This window comes from Azospirillum baldaniorum (genome assembly GCF_003119195.2).
Lineage (GTDB): Bacteria > Pseudomonadota > Alphaproteobacteria > Azospirillales > Azospirillaceae > Azospirillum > Azospirillum baldaniorum.
The window spans coordinates 449,925-466,189 of record NZ_CP022255.1; the positions used below are offsets into that span (position 1 = coordinate 449,925).

Sequence of the window (16,265 nt, forward strand, 5' to 3'; positions counted from 1 at the left end):
CCGCCCGCTCAGCTTGCCGTCGCGGTGGCGGCGGTGGCGGCGAATTCCGCCGTGAACAGCGCGACCAGATGCTCGATCACCGCCCGCACCCGCGGCACGTCGCGCAGGTCCGGGTGCAGCACCAGCCAAGCCTCGCGCTCCAGCAGCGGGGCGTCGCAGGGCACCGGCACCAGATCCGGTTCCCCCGCCGTCAGCCAGAAGGGCAGCAGCGCCACCCCGAATCCCGCCTTCGCCGCCGCGAGCTGGGTCTGCAGGCTGTTGGAGCGGAAGGCGACACGGCGCCCGGCCATATGGCGGGCCAGCCAGACCGCCTCCGGCAGCTCGGCCAGCGCCTCGTCGTAGCCGATCACCGTGTCGGGAGCCCCGGCGACGGCGAACAGGCCGTAGCCCATGGTGGCGAGCCGCCGCGCGATCAGGTCGCCGCGCTGCGGCCGGGCAAGCCGGATGGCGATGTCGGCCTCCCGCCGCGCGAGGCTGAGCGAGCGGTTGTCCACCGTCACCTCCAGGTCGATCCCCGGATGGCGGGCGCGGAACGGCCCCAGCCGCGGCATCAGGAAACGGTCGGCCAGCGCCTGGGTGGTGGTCAGCCGGACGGTGCCGGTCAGCCCGGCCTCCCGCCCGTCCTGGCTCGACACCTGGCGCAGGATGGCCAGCGCCCGCTCGTCCATCCCGTCGGCCAGGGCGAAGACCGCCTCGCCGTCGGCGGTCAGGCTGTAACCGTCGGCCCGCCGATCCACCAGACTGCGGCCCAGCCCCTCCTCCAGCGCCGCGACCCGGCGCCCGACCGTCGCGTGGCTGATGCGCAGCGCGCGCGCCGCCGCCGACAGGCTGCCGGTGCGGGCCAGCTCCAGGAAGATGCGCAGATCGTCCCAATTCAGGGTGCCCATCTGCTTCGGGGTGCCTGTCTGTTTATGAACAGTCATTGCGCAAACCTATCGAATGTCGGGCCAAAAGCACACAGGGCACACTGCATCCCGACCCATCCCTTTTCCGGAGCCGCAACCGTCATGAGCGCCACGCCGAAGACCCTGCTCGCCCTCGCCGGAGCCCCCGCCACGCCGAGCCCCCTCGACTCCGCGGCGCTGGTGCTGATCGACGCCCAGCGCGAATACACCGAGGGCGCCCTTCCCCTGGTCGGGGTGGAGGCCGCAGTGACCGAGGCCGCGCGCCTGCTGGAGCGGGCGCGCAAGGCCGGGACCCCGGTCTTCCACATCGTCCACCACGGCAAGCCCGGCGGTGCCCTGTTCAACCCGGAAGGCCCGCTGTCCGGCATCGTCGCCCCGCTGATCCCTCTGGACGGCGAGACGGTGGTGGTGAAGCACCTGCCCAACGCCTTCGCCGGGACGGAGCTGGACGCCCTGATCCGCGCCACCGGGCGCAAGGAGCTGATCGTCGCCGGCTTCCAGACCCACATGTGCGTCAGCAGCACCGTCCGCGCCGCCCTCGACCTCGGCTGGAGGACCACCGTGGTGGACGCGGCCAGCGCCACCCGAGACCTCCCCGACGGGGCCGGCGGCGTGATCCCGGCCGAGGCGCTGCACCGTGCCAACCTCGCCGCCCTGGCCGACCGCTTCGCCGTGATCGTCAAGGACAGCCGCGCCTGGGGGTAAGGGCATCGGGCGGCGGGCGCGGGTCATGGTGGCTCCTGCCATACGGCCCGTACCGCCGCCTGCAGGGCCTGGAGCGCCGGCTCCCCCTCCTTGTCCTGCGGCAGGATCAGATGCAGGTGGCTGCGCAGGGCCTCGCCGGGCCACAGCGCGACCTCCCCCGCCGTCGCCGCCGCCAGCGCCTGCTCCTCGCGCAGCAGGGCGAGGCCCAGTCCCTCCGTGACCAGCCCCTTCAGGGCGCTTTCCTGGTCGACCTCGATGATCGTGCCGGGGGTGACGCCGTTCCGGGCGAAGGCCCGCGCGGCGATCAGGTGGAAGCTGCAGCGCGGCGGCGTGCCGACCCAGGGCAGAGCGGCCAGATCGCTCCAGCCCGCCCCCGCCAGCCGGTCCCGCCACGCCGCCGGCCCGACGACGCGCAGCCGCACCGGCGCCACCGGCAGATGACGCAACGTCCGGTCGGGCCGCTCCTCCAGAACGAAGCCGGCGTCCAGGCGCCCGTCCTGCACCTGATCCACCACGTCGGCGGACAGGTGGTGCGACACCCGCAGGCGCAAACGCGGATGGGACGCCAGGAGGGTGGACAGCAGAGTCCCCAGCCGCAACGCCGCCGGATCGCTGGCGATGCCCAGGGCGAGCGGCCCGGCGGCGTCGCCCTGCAGGCCGCGGGCGCGGTTGACCAGCGTCTTGGCGGCGTCGAGCGTGCGCTCCGCCTCCTCCAGCAGGATCAGCCCCGCGCGGGTCAACTGCATGCCCTTGGCCGTGCGCTCGAACAGCACGGTGCCAAGCTCCTCCTCCAGCAGCTTGATGTGGCCGCTGACCGCCGGCTGGCTGAGCAGCAGGATCTGTGCGCTTCGGGTCAGGCTGCCCTCGCGCGCCACGATCGCGAAGGTCTTCAGATGGTGCAGGTCCATGAGCGTTCCGCCGTCCGGCTTGCCCTCTCCCGGCACGGCCGCCGGGGCGCGCATTATACGACACCGCAAGTGTCACCGTACAAAATTAAACCAAAAGACGCCGTTAATAATAATTTACACTCTCCAATGACAATTGATATTGCGAACATATCAAGTGTTCGAGCCGGCCGTACCGGCCAAATCATTTTTATATTTATTTGCGGGTACATTCGTATGGATCGAATTGCCCATTAATTTCGCCGATGCTGAGGCTCAGAATTATTTATTGGACAGAAGACGGGGCTTCGATCGAATTGTCTACTTGATCACTGCGCAAATTATTCTGAACAACATGCAGGATCAGTGTTTCATGCGAGCGCCTTCCCAACGAAGGCCGCCACCAAGAGCGAGTCCGCTATGTCAGACCCTGCCGACCAACGCCTGCCAAATCAGGATTCCGCGACTCGAGATTTCTCCGAGCCTCCGGTCATCCCGGAAACACCGCTCGCCGACGCCCTGCTGACAGCGGCCGGGGCCACCCGGGCATCGTTCCACGCGCTGCCGGTCAGCCGGCGCGGCTCCATCCGGGAGTCGGCCTTCGCCGATGCCTACGACGCCCTGTTCGGGCGCGGCCTGTTCAGCGAGGCGACGATCACCGCCCCGCCGCTGGACAGCTTCTTCTTCCCGCACCGCTCGCTGGCCCGCGCGGAGGAGCTGGCGGCCCGCGCCTTCGGGGCGACGGGCACGCTGTTCATCACCGCCGGGACGACGACCGCCAACCTGATCGCGCTGGAGGCCCTGATCGCCCGCCCCGACGTCCGGGTGCTGGCCGACAAGGGCACCCACCAGTCGATCCATTTCGCCCTGTCCGACAAGCACGCGGCGGTGGACTACATCGAGCCGCGCGTCTTCTGCGAGCATTCCGAACGCGCCGCCCTGTCCCTGCCCGCCCTTCTGGAGCAGGCCGCGGCGGCGGAGCGCGCGGGCGCGCCCTACGAGCTTCTGGTGCTGAACGGCCAGTCCTACGACGGCGTCGTCTACGACATCCGGGCCATCCTCACCGCGCTGGCGGAGGCCAGCCCGTCGCTGACCACCGTCTTCGTGGACGAGGCGTGGGGTGCCTGGAGCTATTTCCACGAGGCGACGCGCGGCCGCACCGCCCTGCACGCCCGCGCCGCCGACCCGGCGCTGGAGCGCTTCACCGTCGTCGCCACCCACTCCGCCCACAAGTCGCTGAGCGCGCTGCGCCAGGGGTCGCTGATCCATTTCAGCGGCGATCCGGAGCTGGCGGAGCGGCTGCGGCTCGGCCGCTACCGCCACCACACCACCTCGCCCAGCTACCCGATCCTCGCCTCGCTCGACCTCGCCCGCGCGCAGATGGAGCTGGAGGGGCGGGACTTGGTCGAACGCTCGCTGCGGCTCGCCCGGCGGGTGAGCGAGACGGTGGCCGGCGATCCGGGGTTGAGCGCCTTTTCGGTCAACGCCCCGGCCGTGCCGGACGCCTTCGCCGGCCACGCCGCCATCGATCCGACCAAGCTGTCGCTGAAGGTGTCCGGCCTGCCCATCGACGCGCCGGAGCTGCGCGAGCGGCTGTACAGCCGGCACGGCCTCTACGTGAACCGCTGCACCCGGACCTCGCTGCTGCTGAACCTGCACATCGGCATCGGCGAGGAGGAGGTGGCGGCCCTGCTCGACGCCCTGCGCGCGATCCAGCGCGAGCTGTCGCCCGACGCGGATCAGGCCGGGGAACGGCGGGTGTCGACCTCCTTCATCATCCCCTACCCGCCGGGCGTGCCGATCATCGTCCCCGGCGAGGAGATCGGCGGCGACACGCTGCGCCGGATCGAAGCGATCCGCTCCGCCGGCGCCCGCATCTACACCATCGAACACCGCCCACGCTGAGAGACGACCATGATTCCCCTGTCCCGAATCGAGGAAATCGCCGCCTCGCGCGCCGATCTGGCGGCCATCGTCGCCGGTTCCGAAACCCTGAGCTGGCGCCAGTATGCCGACGCCGTGCGCGACGCGGCGGAAGGGCTGGCCGGCGCCGTCGCGCTGGACGAGCTGCGCACCGTCGCCTTCCTGTCGCACAACCGCGCGGAACTGGTGGTCGCCGCCTCGGCCGCCGCCACGCTGAAGACGACGCTGTGCGGGCTCGACTACTCCCTGTCGCCGGCCGCCCTGACGGAGCTGCTGGAGCGCATCGAGGCCGACCTGCTCATCGTCTCCTCCGGCTTCCTGGCCGACCGCGGCATCAACGTCCGCACGCTGGCGGCGGGCCGTGCGGTGGTCGATCTCGACAGCCGGCTGCCCGGCGCCACGCCCTACGCCGCCTTCGCCGGGCTGGCCGCCGGGCGGCGGACGCCGAACGCCCCGGCCCGGCCGTTCCGCGCCATCTCCTTCACCTCCGGCACCTCCGGCACGCCGAAGCCGGTGATCCGCACCGCTTCCTTCGACGCGCGGCGCTTCGCCTACTTCACGGCGCGCTACGGCTTCTCCTCCGCCGACCGGCACCTCGCCACCATCCCGCTCTACCACGCGGCGGGCGGCGGTTGGGCGCGGCTGTTCCTCCAGCTCGGCGCGACGCTCGTGCTGGCTCCGCCCGACGATCCGCTGGAGACCGCCGAGCTGATCCGCCGGGAGTGGATCACCTCCAGCACCATGACCCCACCGATCCTGTCGGGGGTGCTGCGCGAGGTCGCCCGCGGCCGGGCGCGCGTCACGCCCAACCAGCTCCGCTTCGTGCTGGTCGGCGGCAAGCATTTCCCCGCCCCGGCTAAGCAGGAGGCGCTCCAGGTGCTGGGGCCGGTCGTCTACGAGTATTACGGCACCACCGAGACCGGCGTGAACACCATCGCCGAGCCGGGGGACCTGCTGACCCACCCGGCCAGCGTCGGGCGCGTCTATGATGGCAACCGCATCCTGATCCTCGACCCGGAGCGCAAGCCGGTGCCGGCGGGAATCGTCGGGTCGGTGGCCATCGCCAGCTACATGAACATGGACACCTACCTCGGCGCCCCGGCCAACCGGGTGCAGATCGACGGGGAGCGCTACCTGATCACGTCGGAGGCCGGCTATCTGGACGAGGACGGGCGGCTCTATCTGCTCAACCGCTCGCAGGGGGCGGACAGCGTGAACCTCTACGCGCTGGAGAACGCCATCCGCCACATCCGCGGGGTGGAGGACGTGGCGCTGCTGCGCCGGGCCGGGGCCGGGCCGGTGGCGGTGGACTGCGCGGTGGTGCTGAAGGCGTCCGCCGGGGCCGGAGCCGCCGACGAGGTGCGGACCCGCGCCGCCGAGATCCTGCGGCGCGAGCGGATCGCCCTGGCGCGCTTCGAACCGCTCGACCAGATTCCCTACAGCCCGTCCGGCAAGGTCCGTGCGGCGGCGCTGGAGGAGGCCATCGGCCGCGCCGGGGAGGAGGCCGCCAGGCCGGCGACCGGCAAGCCCGCGGCGAAGGCGCGAACCGGCGGAACGGTGGACGGCGTGCTGCTGGGCATCGCGCTGCTGGCGCTGACCGCCATCTCCTGGGGTGGCATGTTCCCGGTGGCCAAGGCGGCGTTGGCGAGCATCGACGGCTTCTACCTGACGCTGCTGCGCTACGGCTTCGCCTCGCTGATCCTGATCGGCATCCTGGTCCGGGTGGAGGGCTGGCGGGCGCTGGCGACGGAGGGCCACGGCGGCAAGCTGTTCTTCTACGGCTCCATGGGCTTCGCCGGCTTCAGCATCCTGGCCTTCGTCGGGCTGGCCCATTCCAAGGCGGAGCATGGCGCGATCATCATGGCGCTGATGCCGCTGATCACGGCGCTGCTGACCTGGGCCATCAGGGGGGTGCGGCCGAACCGGGTGACCTTCCTGTGCATCGCCGCGGCGCTGGCCGGGGTGGCCCTGGTGGTGACGCGGGGCAGCCTGTCGGCGCTGGACGGCGGCGCGCTGCTGCCCGACCTGCTGATCCTCGGCGGGGCGGCGAGCTGGGTCGTCTACACGCTGGGCGCGGCCACGGTGCCGGGCTGGTCGCCGCTGCGCTACACGACGGTCAGCGCGGCGCTGGGCACCGTCACCATCGCCGCCGTGACGGCGCTGGCCACCGCGGCGGGGCTCGTCGCCGTGCCGTCGCTGGAGACGGTGTGGTCGGTGCGGGCGGAGATCGCCTATCTGGTGCTGATCGCGGCGGTTCTGGCGGTGTTCAGCTGGAACATCGGCATCAAGCTGCTGGGGCCGGTGAACGGGGTGCTGTTCATCAACCTCGTGCCGATCACCGCCTTTGCCATCGGGCTGGCCCAGGGGCGGGCGTTCGGGGACGTCGAGCTGGCCGGTGCCAGCCTGACCATCGGCGCGCTGATCGTCAACAACCTGAACAGCCGCGGTCTCTTCCGCTTCCGCCGGACGGAGCGGGCGGTTGGCGGCGGTGGCGCGCTGACGCCGGTTCCGGTCGGTGCCGGGGGGCGGTAGATCCTTGCCCCCTCCCTAACCCTCCCCCGCTGACGCAGGGGAGGGAATTGAGGCTCCCTCTCCTGCGAAGCGGGGGAGGGAAGGGGCCCGCGGCGAAGCCGTGGGAAGGGTGGGGGCAACCACTCCACCCGCTCGAACCGCTCACCCCGCCAGCAGACAGGCCACCCGATGCCCCTCCCCCACCCCGCGCAATACCGGAACCTCCCGCCGGCAATCGGGCCGCGCCATGGGGCAGCGCGGGTGGAAGGGGCAGCCGGCGGGGCGCTCCGCCAGGGACGGCGCCTCGCCGCGCACCGGCACGGTTCCCTCCGGCAGGGCGCTTCGGGAATCGGCCAGCAGGGCCTGGGTGTAGGGGTGGCGCGGGCGCTCGAACAGGGCGTCCACCGGCCCCTCCTCGACCACGCGGCCGAGATACATGACCACCACCCGGTCGCAGATGTGGCCGACCACCGACAGGTCGTGGCTGATGAACAGGATCGCCAGACCGTCCCGGTCGCGCAGGTCGAGAAACAGGTTGAGGATGCCGGCGCGCACCGACACGTCGAGCGCGGTCACCGGCTCGTCGCAGACCAGCAGGTCGGGCCGCACGGCGAGCGCGCGGGCGATGCCGATGCGCTGGCGCTGCCCGCCGCTGAAGCGGTGAGGGTGGTGGTGGCGCAGCGCCGGGTCGAGGCCGACGCGCAGAAGCTGCGCCGCCACATGCTCGGCCAGCGCGGCGCGCGGCACCAGCCGGTGGTGGCGCACCGCCTCGCCGACGATCTCCTCGACGGTGAAGCGCGGGTTCAGGCTGGCGTGGGGGTTCTGGAAGACCATCTGCACGCGCAGCCGGGCGGCCCGCGCCTCGGCGGCGGGCCGTTCGGCGGCGTCCTGCCCGTCGATCAGCACGCGGCCGGCGCTGGGCGGCAGGAGCCCGGTGGCGATCCGCGCCACGGTCGATTTCCCGCAGCCCGACTCCCCGACCAGCCCGACGAGTTCCCCCCGCCGCACCGCCAAGTCCACCCCGTCCACGGCGCGCAGGACGGCGCCCCGCCACCCCGGAATGGGGAACAGCCGCGAGACGCCGCGCAGTTCGGCCAAGGGCGGGCTCATCGCGGCGCCTCCGGACCGGGATCCAGGCAGCGCACGCCGCCCCGCCCGTCCGTCCGCCCCTGCCAGGGGGGGGCGGCGGCGCAGGCCGGCATGGCGGCGGCGCAACGCGGTCGGAAGGCGCAGCCCGCCGGGCGTCCGGACAGCGTCGGCGGCAGGCCGGGGATCGGCGTCAGCCGGCTGCCCCGCGGCTCCCGCGGCAGGCTGGCGAGCAGCCCAGCGGTGTAGGGGTGCGCCGGGCGGGACAGCAACTCCGCCGCCGGGGCCTGCTCGACGATGCGGCCCGCGTACATCACGGCGATCTCGTCCGAGAGCTGTTCGGCCACCGACAGGTCGTGGGTGATCCACAGCACCGCCGTCCGCCCTCCTTCCACAAGCCCGCGGATCTCCCGCAGGATCTGCGCCTGGATGGTGGCGTCAAGCGCGGTGGTCGGCTCGTCGGCGATGATCAGGTCCGGCTCGTGAAGCAGCGCGATGGCGATCGCCACCCGTTGGCGCAGGCCGCCGGACAGCTCGTGGGGGTGGGCGTCCAGCCGCTCCTCCGGCCCCGGCACGCCGACCCGGCCCAGCGCGTCGCGCGCCCGCCGCCGCGCCTCGGCCCGGCCGACGCGGGCGTGGGCCAGCACGGTCTCGACGATCTGGGCGCCGATGGTCAGCACGGGATTCAGCGTCATCATCGGGTCCTGGAAGATCATGGCGATGCGGTTGCCGCGCAGGCGGCGCAGCTCCCGCTCCGGCAGGCCGGCCAGCTCCCGTCCGGCGAAGCGGATCGATCCGCCGGCCACCCGCGCCGGCGGGTCGAGCAGCCCCATGATGGAAAAGGCGGTGGCCGACTTGCCCGACCCGGACTCGCCGACCAGACCCAGGATGCGCCCGCGCCCGAGGGAGAAACTCACCCCGTCCAGCACGTTCAGGGGCACGTTCAGCGCGCCCTGGCGCGCGGGCAGCTCGGTGCGCAGGCCGCGCACCTCCAGCAACGGAAGGGTGGCGGTCATTGGCCGAGCCTTGGATTGAGGGCGTCGCGGAAGCGGTCGCCGGCCAGATTGATCGCGGCCATCAGCAGCAGGAGCGCCACGCCGGGGTAAAGGCTGATCCAGGTCTCCCCGGACAGCACATACTGCCGCCCGTTGGCGATCAGCAGGCCGAGCGACGGTTCCGTCACCGGCACGCCGAGGCCGAGGAAGCTCAGCGTCGCCTCCAGCGCAATGGCGCGGGCGACCTGGGTCGTGGCGATCACCACCAGCGACGGCAGGCAGTTCGGCAGGACGTGGCGCAGCAGAATCCACCAGGAGGGCAGGACGAGTCCGCGCGCCGCCTCCACATACTCCGCCTTCAGCTCCACCAGCGCCGCCGAGCGGGCGGCGCGGGCGTAATAGGCCCATTCGACCAGCACCAACGCCAGCAGCACGTTGCCGGTGCCGCGCCCGAGGAAGGCGATCACCATCAGTGCGATCAGGATGGATGGGCAGGACAGTTGCAGGTCGGCCAGCCGCATCAGCGCCGTGTCGGCGTGCCCGCCCGCCTGGGCTCTGGACTGGGCGGCGGCCAGCCCGACCAGCGTGCCGAGCGCGCCGGCGACCACCGCCGAGCCGATGCCGACCAGCAGGCTCAGCCGCAGCCCGAACAGGATGGCCGACAACATGTCGCGCCCCTGGTCGTCGGTACCCAGCCAGTAGGTGCCGACCAGCGCCCCTTCCGCCCCCGGCGGCAACCGCCCGTCGAGCAGGTCGAGCTGGGTCAGGTCAAAGGGATTCTGCGGCGCGATCCAGGGCGCCAGAGCGGCGGCGGCCACCAGCAGCAGGACGACGGTGAGGCTGCCCAGCGCCACCCGCGAGGCGGCGAAATCGCGCCACAGGACGCGCATGGGTGATAAGGACGGCGACGGGGAAGATTCGGGCGCGGCAAGCGCCGGGGCGGACGGTGGACCCTCTTCGGCGAGGCTGCTCATGCTCCGCCCTCCGCCCCGGCGGTGCCGACGCGCGGGTCGAGCAGCCGGTAGAGGATGTCGGCCAGCAGGTTCACCGCGACGAACAGCAGGACCACCGCGACCAGATAGGCGACGATCACCGGCCGGTCGAGCACATGGATGCTCTCCACCATCAGCCGCCCCATGCCGGGCCAGGCGAAGATGCTCTCGGTCACCATGGAGAAGGCGACGGTGGAACAGAATTCCAGCCCGATCACCGTAACGATGGGAATCAGGATGGTGCGCAGGATGTGCACGCCGACCACCCGCGACGGGGCCAACCCCCGCGCACGGGCGAAGCGGACGTAATCGAGATGCACCACCTCCCGCACCCCGGCGCGGGTCAGCCGCAGGATGAGCGCCAGCTTGAACAAGGCGAGGTTGGCGGCGGGCAGGATCAGATGGGCCAGCCCGTCGGCGGTCAGGAAGGACGAGCCCACCCCCAGCACCGCCACCGTCTCCCCCCGCCCCGAGCTGGGCAGCCAGCCGAGCCGCACCGAGAAGCCGATCACCAGCATCAGCCCGACCCAGAAGCCGGGCAGGCTCAGCCCGACCACGCTGCCCGCCATGATGAGACGCGCCGCCGCCGCGCGCGGGCGCAGCCCGGCGTAGAGGCCAAGGCCGATCCCCAGCCCGGCGGCCAGGACCAGGGCGGCCAGCGACAGCTCCAGCGTCGCCGGCAGCCGCTCGACGACCAGCGTCAGGGCCGGCTGGTTGTAGATGAAGCTGCGCCCCAGATCGCCCTGGAGCGCGCGCCCAACGAACAGCAGATACTGCCGCCACAGCGGCTGATCCAAGCCAAAGGACGCGGCGATGCGCGCCCGCTCCGCCGCGTCGGCCTCGGGCGGGACCAGGATGTCCACCGGGTTGCCCGCGACGTGAAGGCCGACGAAGACGATCACCGTCATCGCCAGGACCACAAGGGCGGCCTGCGCCGACCGTCGCACCAGCCAACCGGCCATCGTTCCGGTCATCGGGCGCCTACACCGGAAGCGGCGGGTACAGGCCGGCCCAGGGCCGGGCGCGCTCGATCTGCGCGGCGAGCTGGAGCACCCGACCGTCCTCGCCCAGCGGGGCGGCGATCTGCACGCCGACCGGCAGCCCGTCCGCAAGCGCGAAGGGCACGCTGGCCGCCGGGATGCCGGCGCTGTTGTAGACGGAGGTGAAGGCGCTGTAGCGGCGCAGCGTCTCGTAATAGCCGTCGAGATCCGCGCTCTGCATGTCCACCGTCCCGATGGGCAGCGGCGGGGCGGCGAAGGTCGGGGTCAGCAGCGCGTCGTAACTCTGGAAGAAGCGCCCGAACAGGCGCGACAGGCCGTGGATCGTCCAGATGGACCGGGCAAGGTCGGCGCCGGTGTATTTCGCGGACTCCCCGGCCCACAGGCGGGTGATCGGTTCCAGCTCGTCCGGCTCGATGGGCCGCCCCAGCGCCTCTTCGCGGGCGCGCAGGACGTTGGCGATGTTGGAGGCGACGATGATGCGCGTCGCCCGCTTCAGCGCGGCGCCGTCCACGCCGGGGCTGGCCTCCTCCACCCGGTGGCCGAGCGATTCGAGCAGCGCCGCCGCGTCGGTCACCGCCTTGGCGGCGGCGGGATCGACGGCGCGCCCCTCATGGTCCACGGTCTGGAAGGCGATGCGCAGCGGCGCGGGATCGCGCTCCACGAGGTCGAGGTAGCGCCCGTCGAAGCGCGGCGCGGCGTAGGGGTCGCCCGGCTCCGGCCCGTGGGTGGCGTCGAGCAGGGCGGCGCTGTCGCGCACCGAGCGGGTGATCGCGTGGTGCACCGACAGGCCGTTCCAGCCCTCCCCCAGGTCGGGGCCGAAGGGGTTGCGCCCACGCGTCGGCTTCAGCCCGAAGGTCCCGGTGTTGGAGGACGGGATCCGTATGGAGCCGCCGCCATCGGTGGCGTGGGCCGCCGGGACGATGCCCGCCGCCACCGCCGCCGCCGCCCCGCCGGAGGAGCCGCCAACGCTGCGCTTCCGGTTCCACGGGTTGCGGGTGGGGCCGAACAGGGCCGGCGCCGTCTCGCAGGCCAAACCCAGCTCCGCCGTGTTGGTGAAGCCGAACAGCACCAGCCCGGCGGCGCGGTAGCGCGCGGTGACGGTGGAATCCTTGACCGCCACATGGTCGCGCCACAGGCGGCTGCCGTTGCTGGTGCGCCGCCCGAGCACCTGGATGTTCAGATCCTTCAGCAGGAAGGGCACGCCGGCCAGCGGCTCCTCCCCCGTCAGGCTCCGGGCCTGGGCGAAGGCGTCCTCGGCGAACTGGTCGACGACGGCGTTGATGAGCGGATTGACCGCCTCCAGCCGGGCCAGGGCGGACTTCAGCAGTTCGACCGGGGACACCGCGCGGCGCCGGACGAGGGCGGCGAGGCCCACCGCGTCGTGGGCCTGATAGTCGGAGAACAGGGACATGGCGGGATTCCTCAGACCGGCTCGGCGAAGACGGCGTTGGTGTGGCCGAAGGCGTTGCCGGGAACGAAGCGCACGTAGCCCTTGCGCCCCGCCCAGTTGAAGCGCGGGTAGAAGACCGGGATGACCCCCACGTCCTCCTCCAGCGCGGCCAGCGCGTCGCGGATGCGGGCGACCCGCCGCTCGGCGTCGAAGTCGCCGAGTGCCGCCAGCAGCGGCGCGTCCAGCTTGGGGTTGGAATAGCGCTGGCGGTTGAAGGGACCGGCCCCGGTTTCCTGATCCTTGGTCAGCACCACCTGCCGCAGCAGCTCCGCGCTGTTGGTGGTGGCGTAGGTGGTCAGGAACAGGGCGAACTCCCGGTTGGTGGCGCGGGAGAAGAAGGTGGCGATGGGCAGAGTCTCCACCTTGGTCTCCACACCGATGCGCGAGAAGCCCTGGGCGATGGCCTGGAGCACCGCGACGTCCCCGGTGAAGAAGCCGCTCGGCCCGTGGATGGTCAGCCCGAAGCCCTCGGGATAGCCGGCCTCCGCCAGCAGCCGCTTGGCGCGGGCGACGTCCACGGCGATGGGCGCGCGGTTGGGCAGCCGGTCCGGGGCGGGCGGCGGGGCGAACTGGTCGGCGGGCGTGCCCTGGCCGAGCAGAAGCCGCTCCACGATGCCCTTGCGGTCGATGGCCAGCGACAGCGCCTGACGCACCCGCACGTCCTTCAGCGGATTGCGGTCCAGCGGCCGGCCGGCGCGGTCGGTGACGAAGGGCGCCTGGTCGCGGCTGGCGTCGGGGAACAGATAGGCGCTGGTGGCGCTGGCGACGCTGAAGATGTCCACAGTCTTGTCGGCGGTCAGATGGGCCACGTCCTGCACCGGCACGCCGTCGATCAGGTCGAGGTCGCCCGACAGCAGCCCGGCGACGCGCGCCCCGGCGTCGGGGATGAAGCGGGTGCGGATGCGGCTCCAGCCCGGCGTCCGCCCCCAATAGGCGGGGTTGGGCTCCAGCTCGATCTGCTGGCCGACGGTGAAGCCGGCGTAGCGGAAGGCCCCGGTGCCGACGGCCAGCTTGCCCGAGGTGAAATCCGCCGTCTCGGCGCCCGCGTGGATCTTGCGCGACAGGATGTAGAGGTTCGTAAAGTCGCGGTCGAGGAAGGGGTTCGGCGTCTTGCTGCGGATGCGGAAGGTCCGCTCGTCGATCACCTCCACCGCCGCGACGTTGCGCACGTAAGGCACGAAGGAGCCGGGGCTGTTCGGGACGTTGGGCACCCGCTCGATGGTGAAGGCGATGTCGTCCGGAGTCAGCGGCGTGCCGTCGTGGAAGCGGATTCCCGGACGCAACTTGAATTCCCAGGTGGTCTCGTCCAGCGCCCGCCAGGATTCGGCCAGCAGGGGGCGCAGCGTTCCCGTCGCGTCCTCCGTCACCAGCGGGTCGAAGATCTGCCGCAGCGTCTGGTTGTTGGTCGGCGACTGGTAGAAATGGGGGTCCAGCGAGTTCGGGGCCGAGATCGCCCCGATGGAGAGCGGGCGGGAGCCGGAGGAGGCCGCGGGGTTGCTCTGGGCGAAGGCGGCGGTGCGGGTGAAGGCGGCGGCGGGCACCAGCCCGGCCATCGCACCCAGGAAGGCACGGCGATCCATGATTCTCTCCACGGCAGGGGTGATGGGACCACCGGCGGCACCCAATCACCAATTTATTTCGCTAAATCATTTTTATTCATCCTATTTGCTTGTTGAGTTCGCGCAATCGTCCAAAATTGAACAGCGTTTGTGCTCGGATGAACATGCGCATGCAGGCATTGGGGACCGGAGCGCGACGCGCCGGACAGGGTTCCGTCAGGTGGAAGCCTCGAAAAACCATAGCGCGACCGGCGTTCTGGTTATTCCCTTTACTTAAGGGCGAAGGAGGACGGGACATGGCCGGGCAAGCTGGGCTGTTCGAGCTTCAGGACCGCTGCGCGGATCTGAGCAAAGTGCGGCGATCCACTGGAACGTCTGTCATCGGTGGTAGACTTCGAAATGGTCCGGCCGCCGCTGGACGCGGTGATGATGTTCAAGATCCTGGTGCTGCAGGCGCTGTATGGGCTGTCGGACGAGCAGGCGGAGTATCAGGTGCGCGACCGGCTGCCGTTCATGCGTTTCCTTGGGCTGGGGTTGAGCGACCGGGTTCCGGACCGCACGACGGTCTGGCTGTTCCGCGAGGCGCTGGTAACGGCGGGAGCGATGGAAGGCCTGTTCGCCCGCTTCGACACGGCATTGAAGGAGCGCGGCGACTTAACTCTACCGCCGGTTCCGCCAGATCCGACGCTTTATCGTCACCGACGCGGCACGACGGCGCGCAGTTGCCGGGTCTGCTCAACCCCGACGCCTTCGACAGCCGGGTGTTGACGGACAGCGTTACGCCGCCGGCGCAACCGTCGGCGGGGAGTTCCAGGTCACCGTCTTCACGCCGAACATCCGGCGCGTCTCCCAAGCCGCGGCGCTGAAGGCGGAACCCACACGATCACCTGGACGTCTTTCGGCCAGGACGGCAGCGGTTACGGTGATTGTGCGCAGCGTTACAACCAGTCCGCCCAGCGGGTGGCCGCGGACACGGGCCTTGGATCACGGCACCGGCATGACGTCCGCGATGCGCGCCCTGAGGCGGTGCAGCACCTGTGTGTCGGCGTCGACCCGAGCGCCGTGCTGACGCGCGATCCGCAGCGCGAATTCGCTGGTGGCCTTGATGAACAGCGCCGTTTCGTCGGTCGGCGCCGTGTATTTCAGAGGCCCTCCCGCGTATGGCAGCGGATCGAAGACCAGATCATCGCGGCGATCGATCACCTGGGCCATGAAGACGTCGGGATTGTCCATGAGGAGATCGAACATATGGCGGTAGTTCGCCGCGATCCCGGTGTTCCTGGCGTCGGTCCCGCTGGCCTCCATCCGGAGCCAGCCGATCATGGCCTTGCGCGCCAGTTGCCACGGACTCCGAGCGTTGAAGTGGGCCAGGACGACGTCGGCCTGGGTGTGGCACGGCAGAACGACACCATCCGCGGAGAGATAGTGGTGTCCCGCCGAGATTGATGGCCGCGGCCCACCGCGGTGGCGGTAGAATATCTTCGGGACCGGCGGCATGGACGGCCAACGGTGCGTGAGCCGCTCAGCGACGTTGCCGACCGGCGCGGCGGCAGCCTCCGGCAGCGGGTGATAGTTCTCCAGAAGCACGTTGATGCCGCAGAGGTCTGACGGCGTGGAGAGGAGCCAGTCTCGAAACACGAGGTTGGGCGTACGGACGTGGACGAACTCGTCGGCGTCGAGAAAAAGCACCCAGTCGGCCGAGAACTGCCTGATCGCCGCCTCGAACAGCCAGTTGGAATGGAGGTCTTCAACGAGCACCTCGTCGCGGTGCTGGAACAGGTGCAGCGGAAGGCCTTCGCCGCGCAAAGCCTTCAGGATATCGACGCTCCGGTCCACCGATCCGTTGTCGAGCACGACGAGATCATCCGCGAAGCACAAGGTATGGCGGACGAAGGCCTCGATAATGTCCTCCTCATCCTTGCATCTGGCCACCGCGACAACACGCATGCGCCTCTCCCAACCGCCACGCCGCATTCGAAACCAGCGTTCCGATGGTCGGTGTCGCACGCTTCCGGCGAGCATTCAACGACTTCCACCCGTGGCTGCGGCGGCAACGCTCGATGCGGGTTGGGCGTCGTAGGCTTTGTCGGCGCGCCGTCTGGCCGGCCGCTGGAGCCGCCGCCCACCGCATAGCCATGACCGCCGGAACCCTGGGCCTTCGCAACAGGTGGGGAGCGGGCTTTCCTCGGGCCGGCATGGCCTGACGGCGCCTGCGCCGACCCTTCCGCACACCGAAAATTCGTCCTCTCTGCAA

General features: G+C 71.0%; 13 protein-coding genes and 1 pseudogene. 5 read left to right on the top strand and 9 right to left on the bottom strand.

Going from position 1 to position 16,265, the window contains the following annotated elements:
- Positions 1-8: 8 nt before the first annotated feature.
- Positions 9-923 carry a LysR family transcriptional regulator gene (locus Sp245p_RS24325; RefSeq protein WP_109138968.1) on the bottom strand — a complete coding sequence of 305 codons (915 nt, stop codon included), beginning with the start codon at positions 921-923 and terminating at the stop codon, positions 9-11.
- A gap of 84 nt (positions 924-1,007) precedes the next feature.
- Here Sp245p_RS24325 and Sp245p_RS24330 point away from each other — a divergent pair, with 84 nt between their 5' ends.
- Positions 1,008-1,610, top strand: coding sequence for a cysteine hydrolase family protein (locus tag Sp245p_RS24330; protein ID WP_014198937.1), 603 nt, complete (start codon positions 1,008-1,010; stop codon positions 1,608-1,610).
- Between the two features lie 23 nt (positions 1,611-1,633).
- Here the strand turns inward: Sp245p_RS24330 and Sp245p_RS24335 are convergent, their stop codons facing one another.
- Positions 1,634-2,572: a LysR family transcriptional regulator gene (locus tag Sp245p_RS24335; RefSeq protein ID WP_014198936.1), complete on the bottom strand. Its 939-nt coding sequence runs from the start codon at positions 2,570-2,572 to the stop codon at positions 1,634-1,636.
- 342 nt (positions 2,573-2,914) lie between these two features.
- Here Sp245p_RS24335 and Sp245p_RS24340 point away from each other — a divergent pair, with 342 nt between their 5' ends.
- Positions 2,915-4,399 carry an aminotransferase class I/II-fold pyridoxal phosphate-dependent enzyme gene (locus Sp245p_RS24340; RefSeq protein ID WP_014198934.1) on the top strand — a complete coding sequence of 495 codons (1,485 nt, stop codon included), beginning with the start codon at positions 2,915-2,917 and terminating at the stop codon, positions 4,397-4,399.
- Positions 4,400-4,408: 9 nt separating this feature from the next.
- The gene (locus Sp245p_RS35910) at positions 4,409-6,949 is read left to right on the top strand and encodes an AMP-binding protein (RefSeq protein WP_014198933.1); all 2,541 of its coding nucleotides are present in this window, start codon (positions 4,409-4,411) and stop codon (positions 6,947-6,949) included.
- Between the two features lie 141 nt (positions 6,950-7,090).
- Here Sp245p_RS35910 and Sp245p_RS24350 read toward each other — a convergent pair whose 3' ends face one another.
- Genes Sp245p_RS24350 through Sp245p_RS24375 form a run of 6 tightly spaced genes read right to left on the bottom strand, consistent with a single transcriptional unit; the run spans position 7,091 to position 14,032 of the window.
- Positions 7,091-8,038, bottom strand: coding sequence for an ABC transporter ATP-binding protein (locus Sp245p_RS24350; protein WP_041813754.1), 948 nt, complete (start codon positions 8,036-8,038; stop codon positions 7,091-7,093).
- On the bottom strand, positions 8,035-9,030 hold the full coding sequence (locus Sp245p_RS24355; RefSeq protein ID WP_041813752.1) for an ABC transporter ATP-binding protein: 996 nt from the start codon (positions 9,028-9,030) through the stop codon (positions 8,035-8,037). The genes Sp245p_RS24350 and Sp245p_RS24355 overlap by 4 nt, the downstream gene beginning before the upstream one ends.
- Positions 9,027-9,983, bottom strand: coding sequence for an ABC transporter permease (locus Sp245p_RS24360; protein WP_014198932.1), 957 nt, complete (start codon positions 9,981-9,983; stop codon positions 9,027-9,029). Before Sp245p_RS24360 ends, Sp245p_RS24355 begins: the two co-directional genes overlap by 4 nt.
- Complete coding sequence (locus Sp245p_RS24365) at positions 9,980-10,963, bottom strand: ABC transporter permease (RefSeq protein WP_041813749.1); 984 nt, start codon at positions 10,961-10,963, stop codon at positions 9,980-9,982. Before Sp245p_RS24365 ends, Sp245p_RS24360 begins: the two co-directional genes overlap by 4 nt.
- A gap of 19 nt (positions 10,964-10,982) precedes the next feature.
- The gene (locus Sp245p_RS24370) at positions 10,983-12,413 is read right to left on the bottom strand and encodes an amidase (RefSeq protein WP_014198930.1); all 1,431 of its coding nucleotides are present in this window, start codon (positions 12,411-12,413) and stop codon (positions 10,983-10,985) included.
- Between the two features lie 11 nt (positions 12,414-12,424).
- A complete protein-coding gene (locus tag Sp245p_RS24375; RefSeq protein ID WP_014198929.1) occupies positions 12,425-14,032 on the bottom strand; it encodes an ABC transporter substrate-binding protein in 1,608 nt (535 codons plus the stop codon).
- On the opposite strand from Sp245p_RS24375, the gene Sp245p_RS24380 reads away from it, so the two are divergent.
- Both Sp245p_RS24380 and Sp245p_RS24385 read left to right on the top strand, forming a co-directional pair.
- Positions 14,031-14,288: a hypothetical protein gene (locus Sp245p_RS24380; RefSeq protein ID WP_129557221.1), complete on the top strand. Its 258-nt coding sequence runs from the start codon at positions 14,031-14,033 to the stop codon at positions 14,286-14,288. The two genes, Sp245p_RS24375 and Sp245p_RS24380, sit on opposite strands and share 2 nt — an antisense overlap.
- Positions 14,289-14,307: 19 nt before the next feature.
- Positions 14,308-14,686 (top strand): annotated as a pseudogene (locus tag Sp245p_RS24385) (transposase); the annotation flags it as partial.
- Positions 14,687-14,995: 309 nt separating this feature from the next.
- Here the strand turns inward: Sp245p_RS24385 and Sp245p_RS24390 are convergent.
- On the bottom strand, positions 14,996-15,958 hold the full coding sequence (locus Sp245p_RS24390; RefSeq protein WP_014198926.1) for a glycosyltransferase family 2 protein: 963 nt from the start codon (positions 15,956-15,958) through the stop codon (positions 14,996-14,998).
- Between the last annotated feature and the right edge of the window lie 307 nt (positions 15,959-16,265).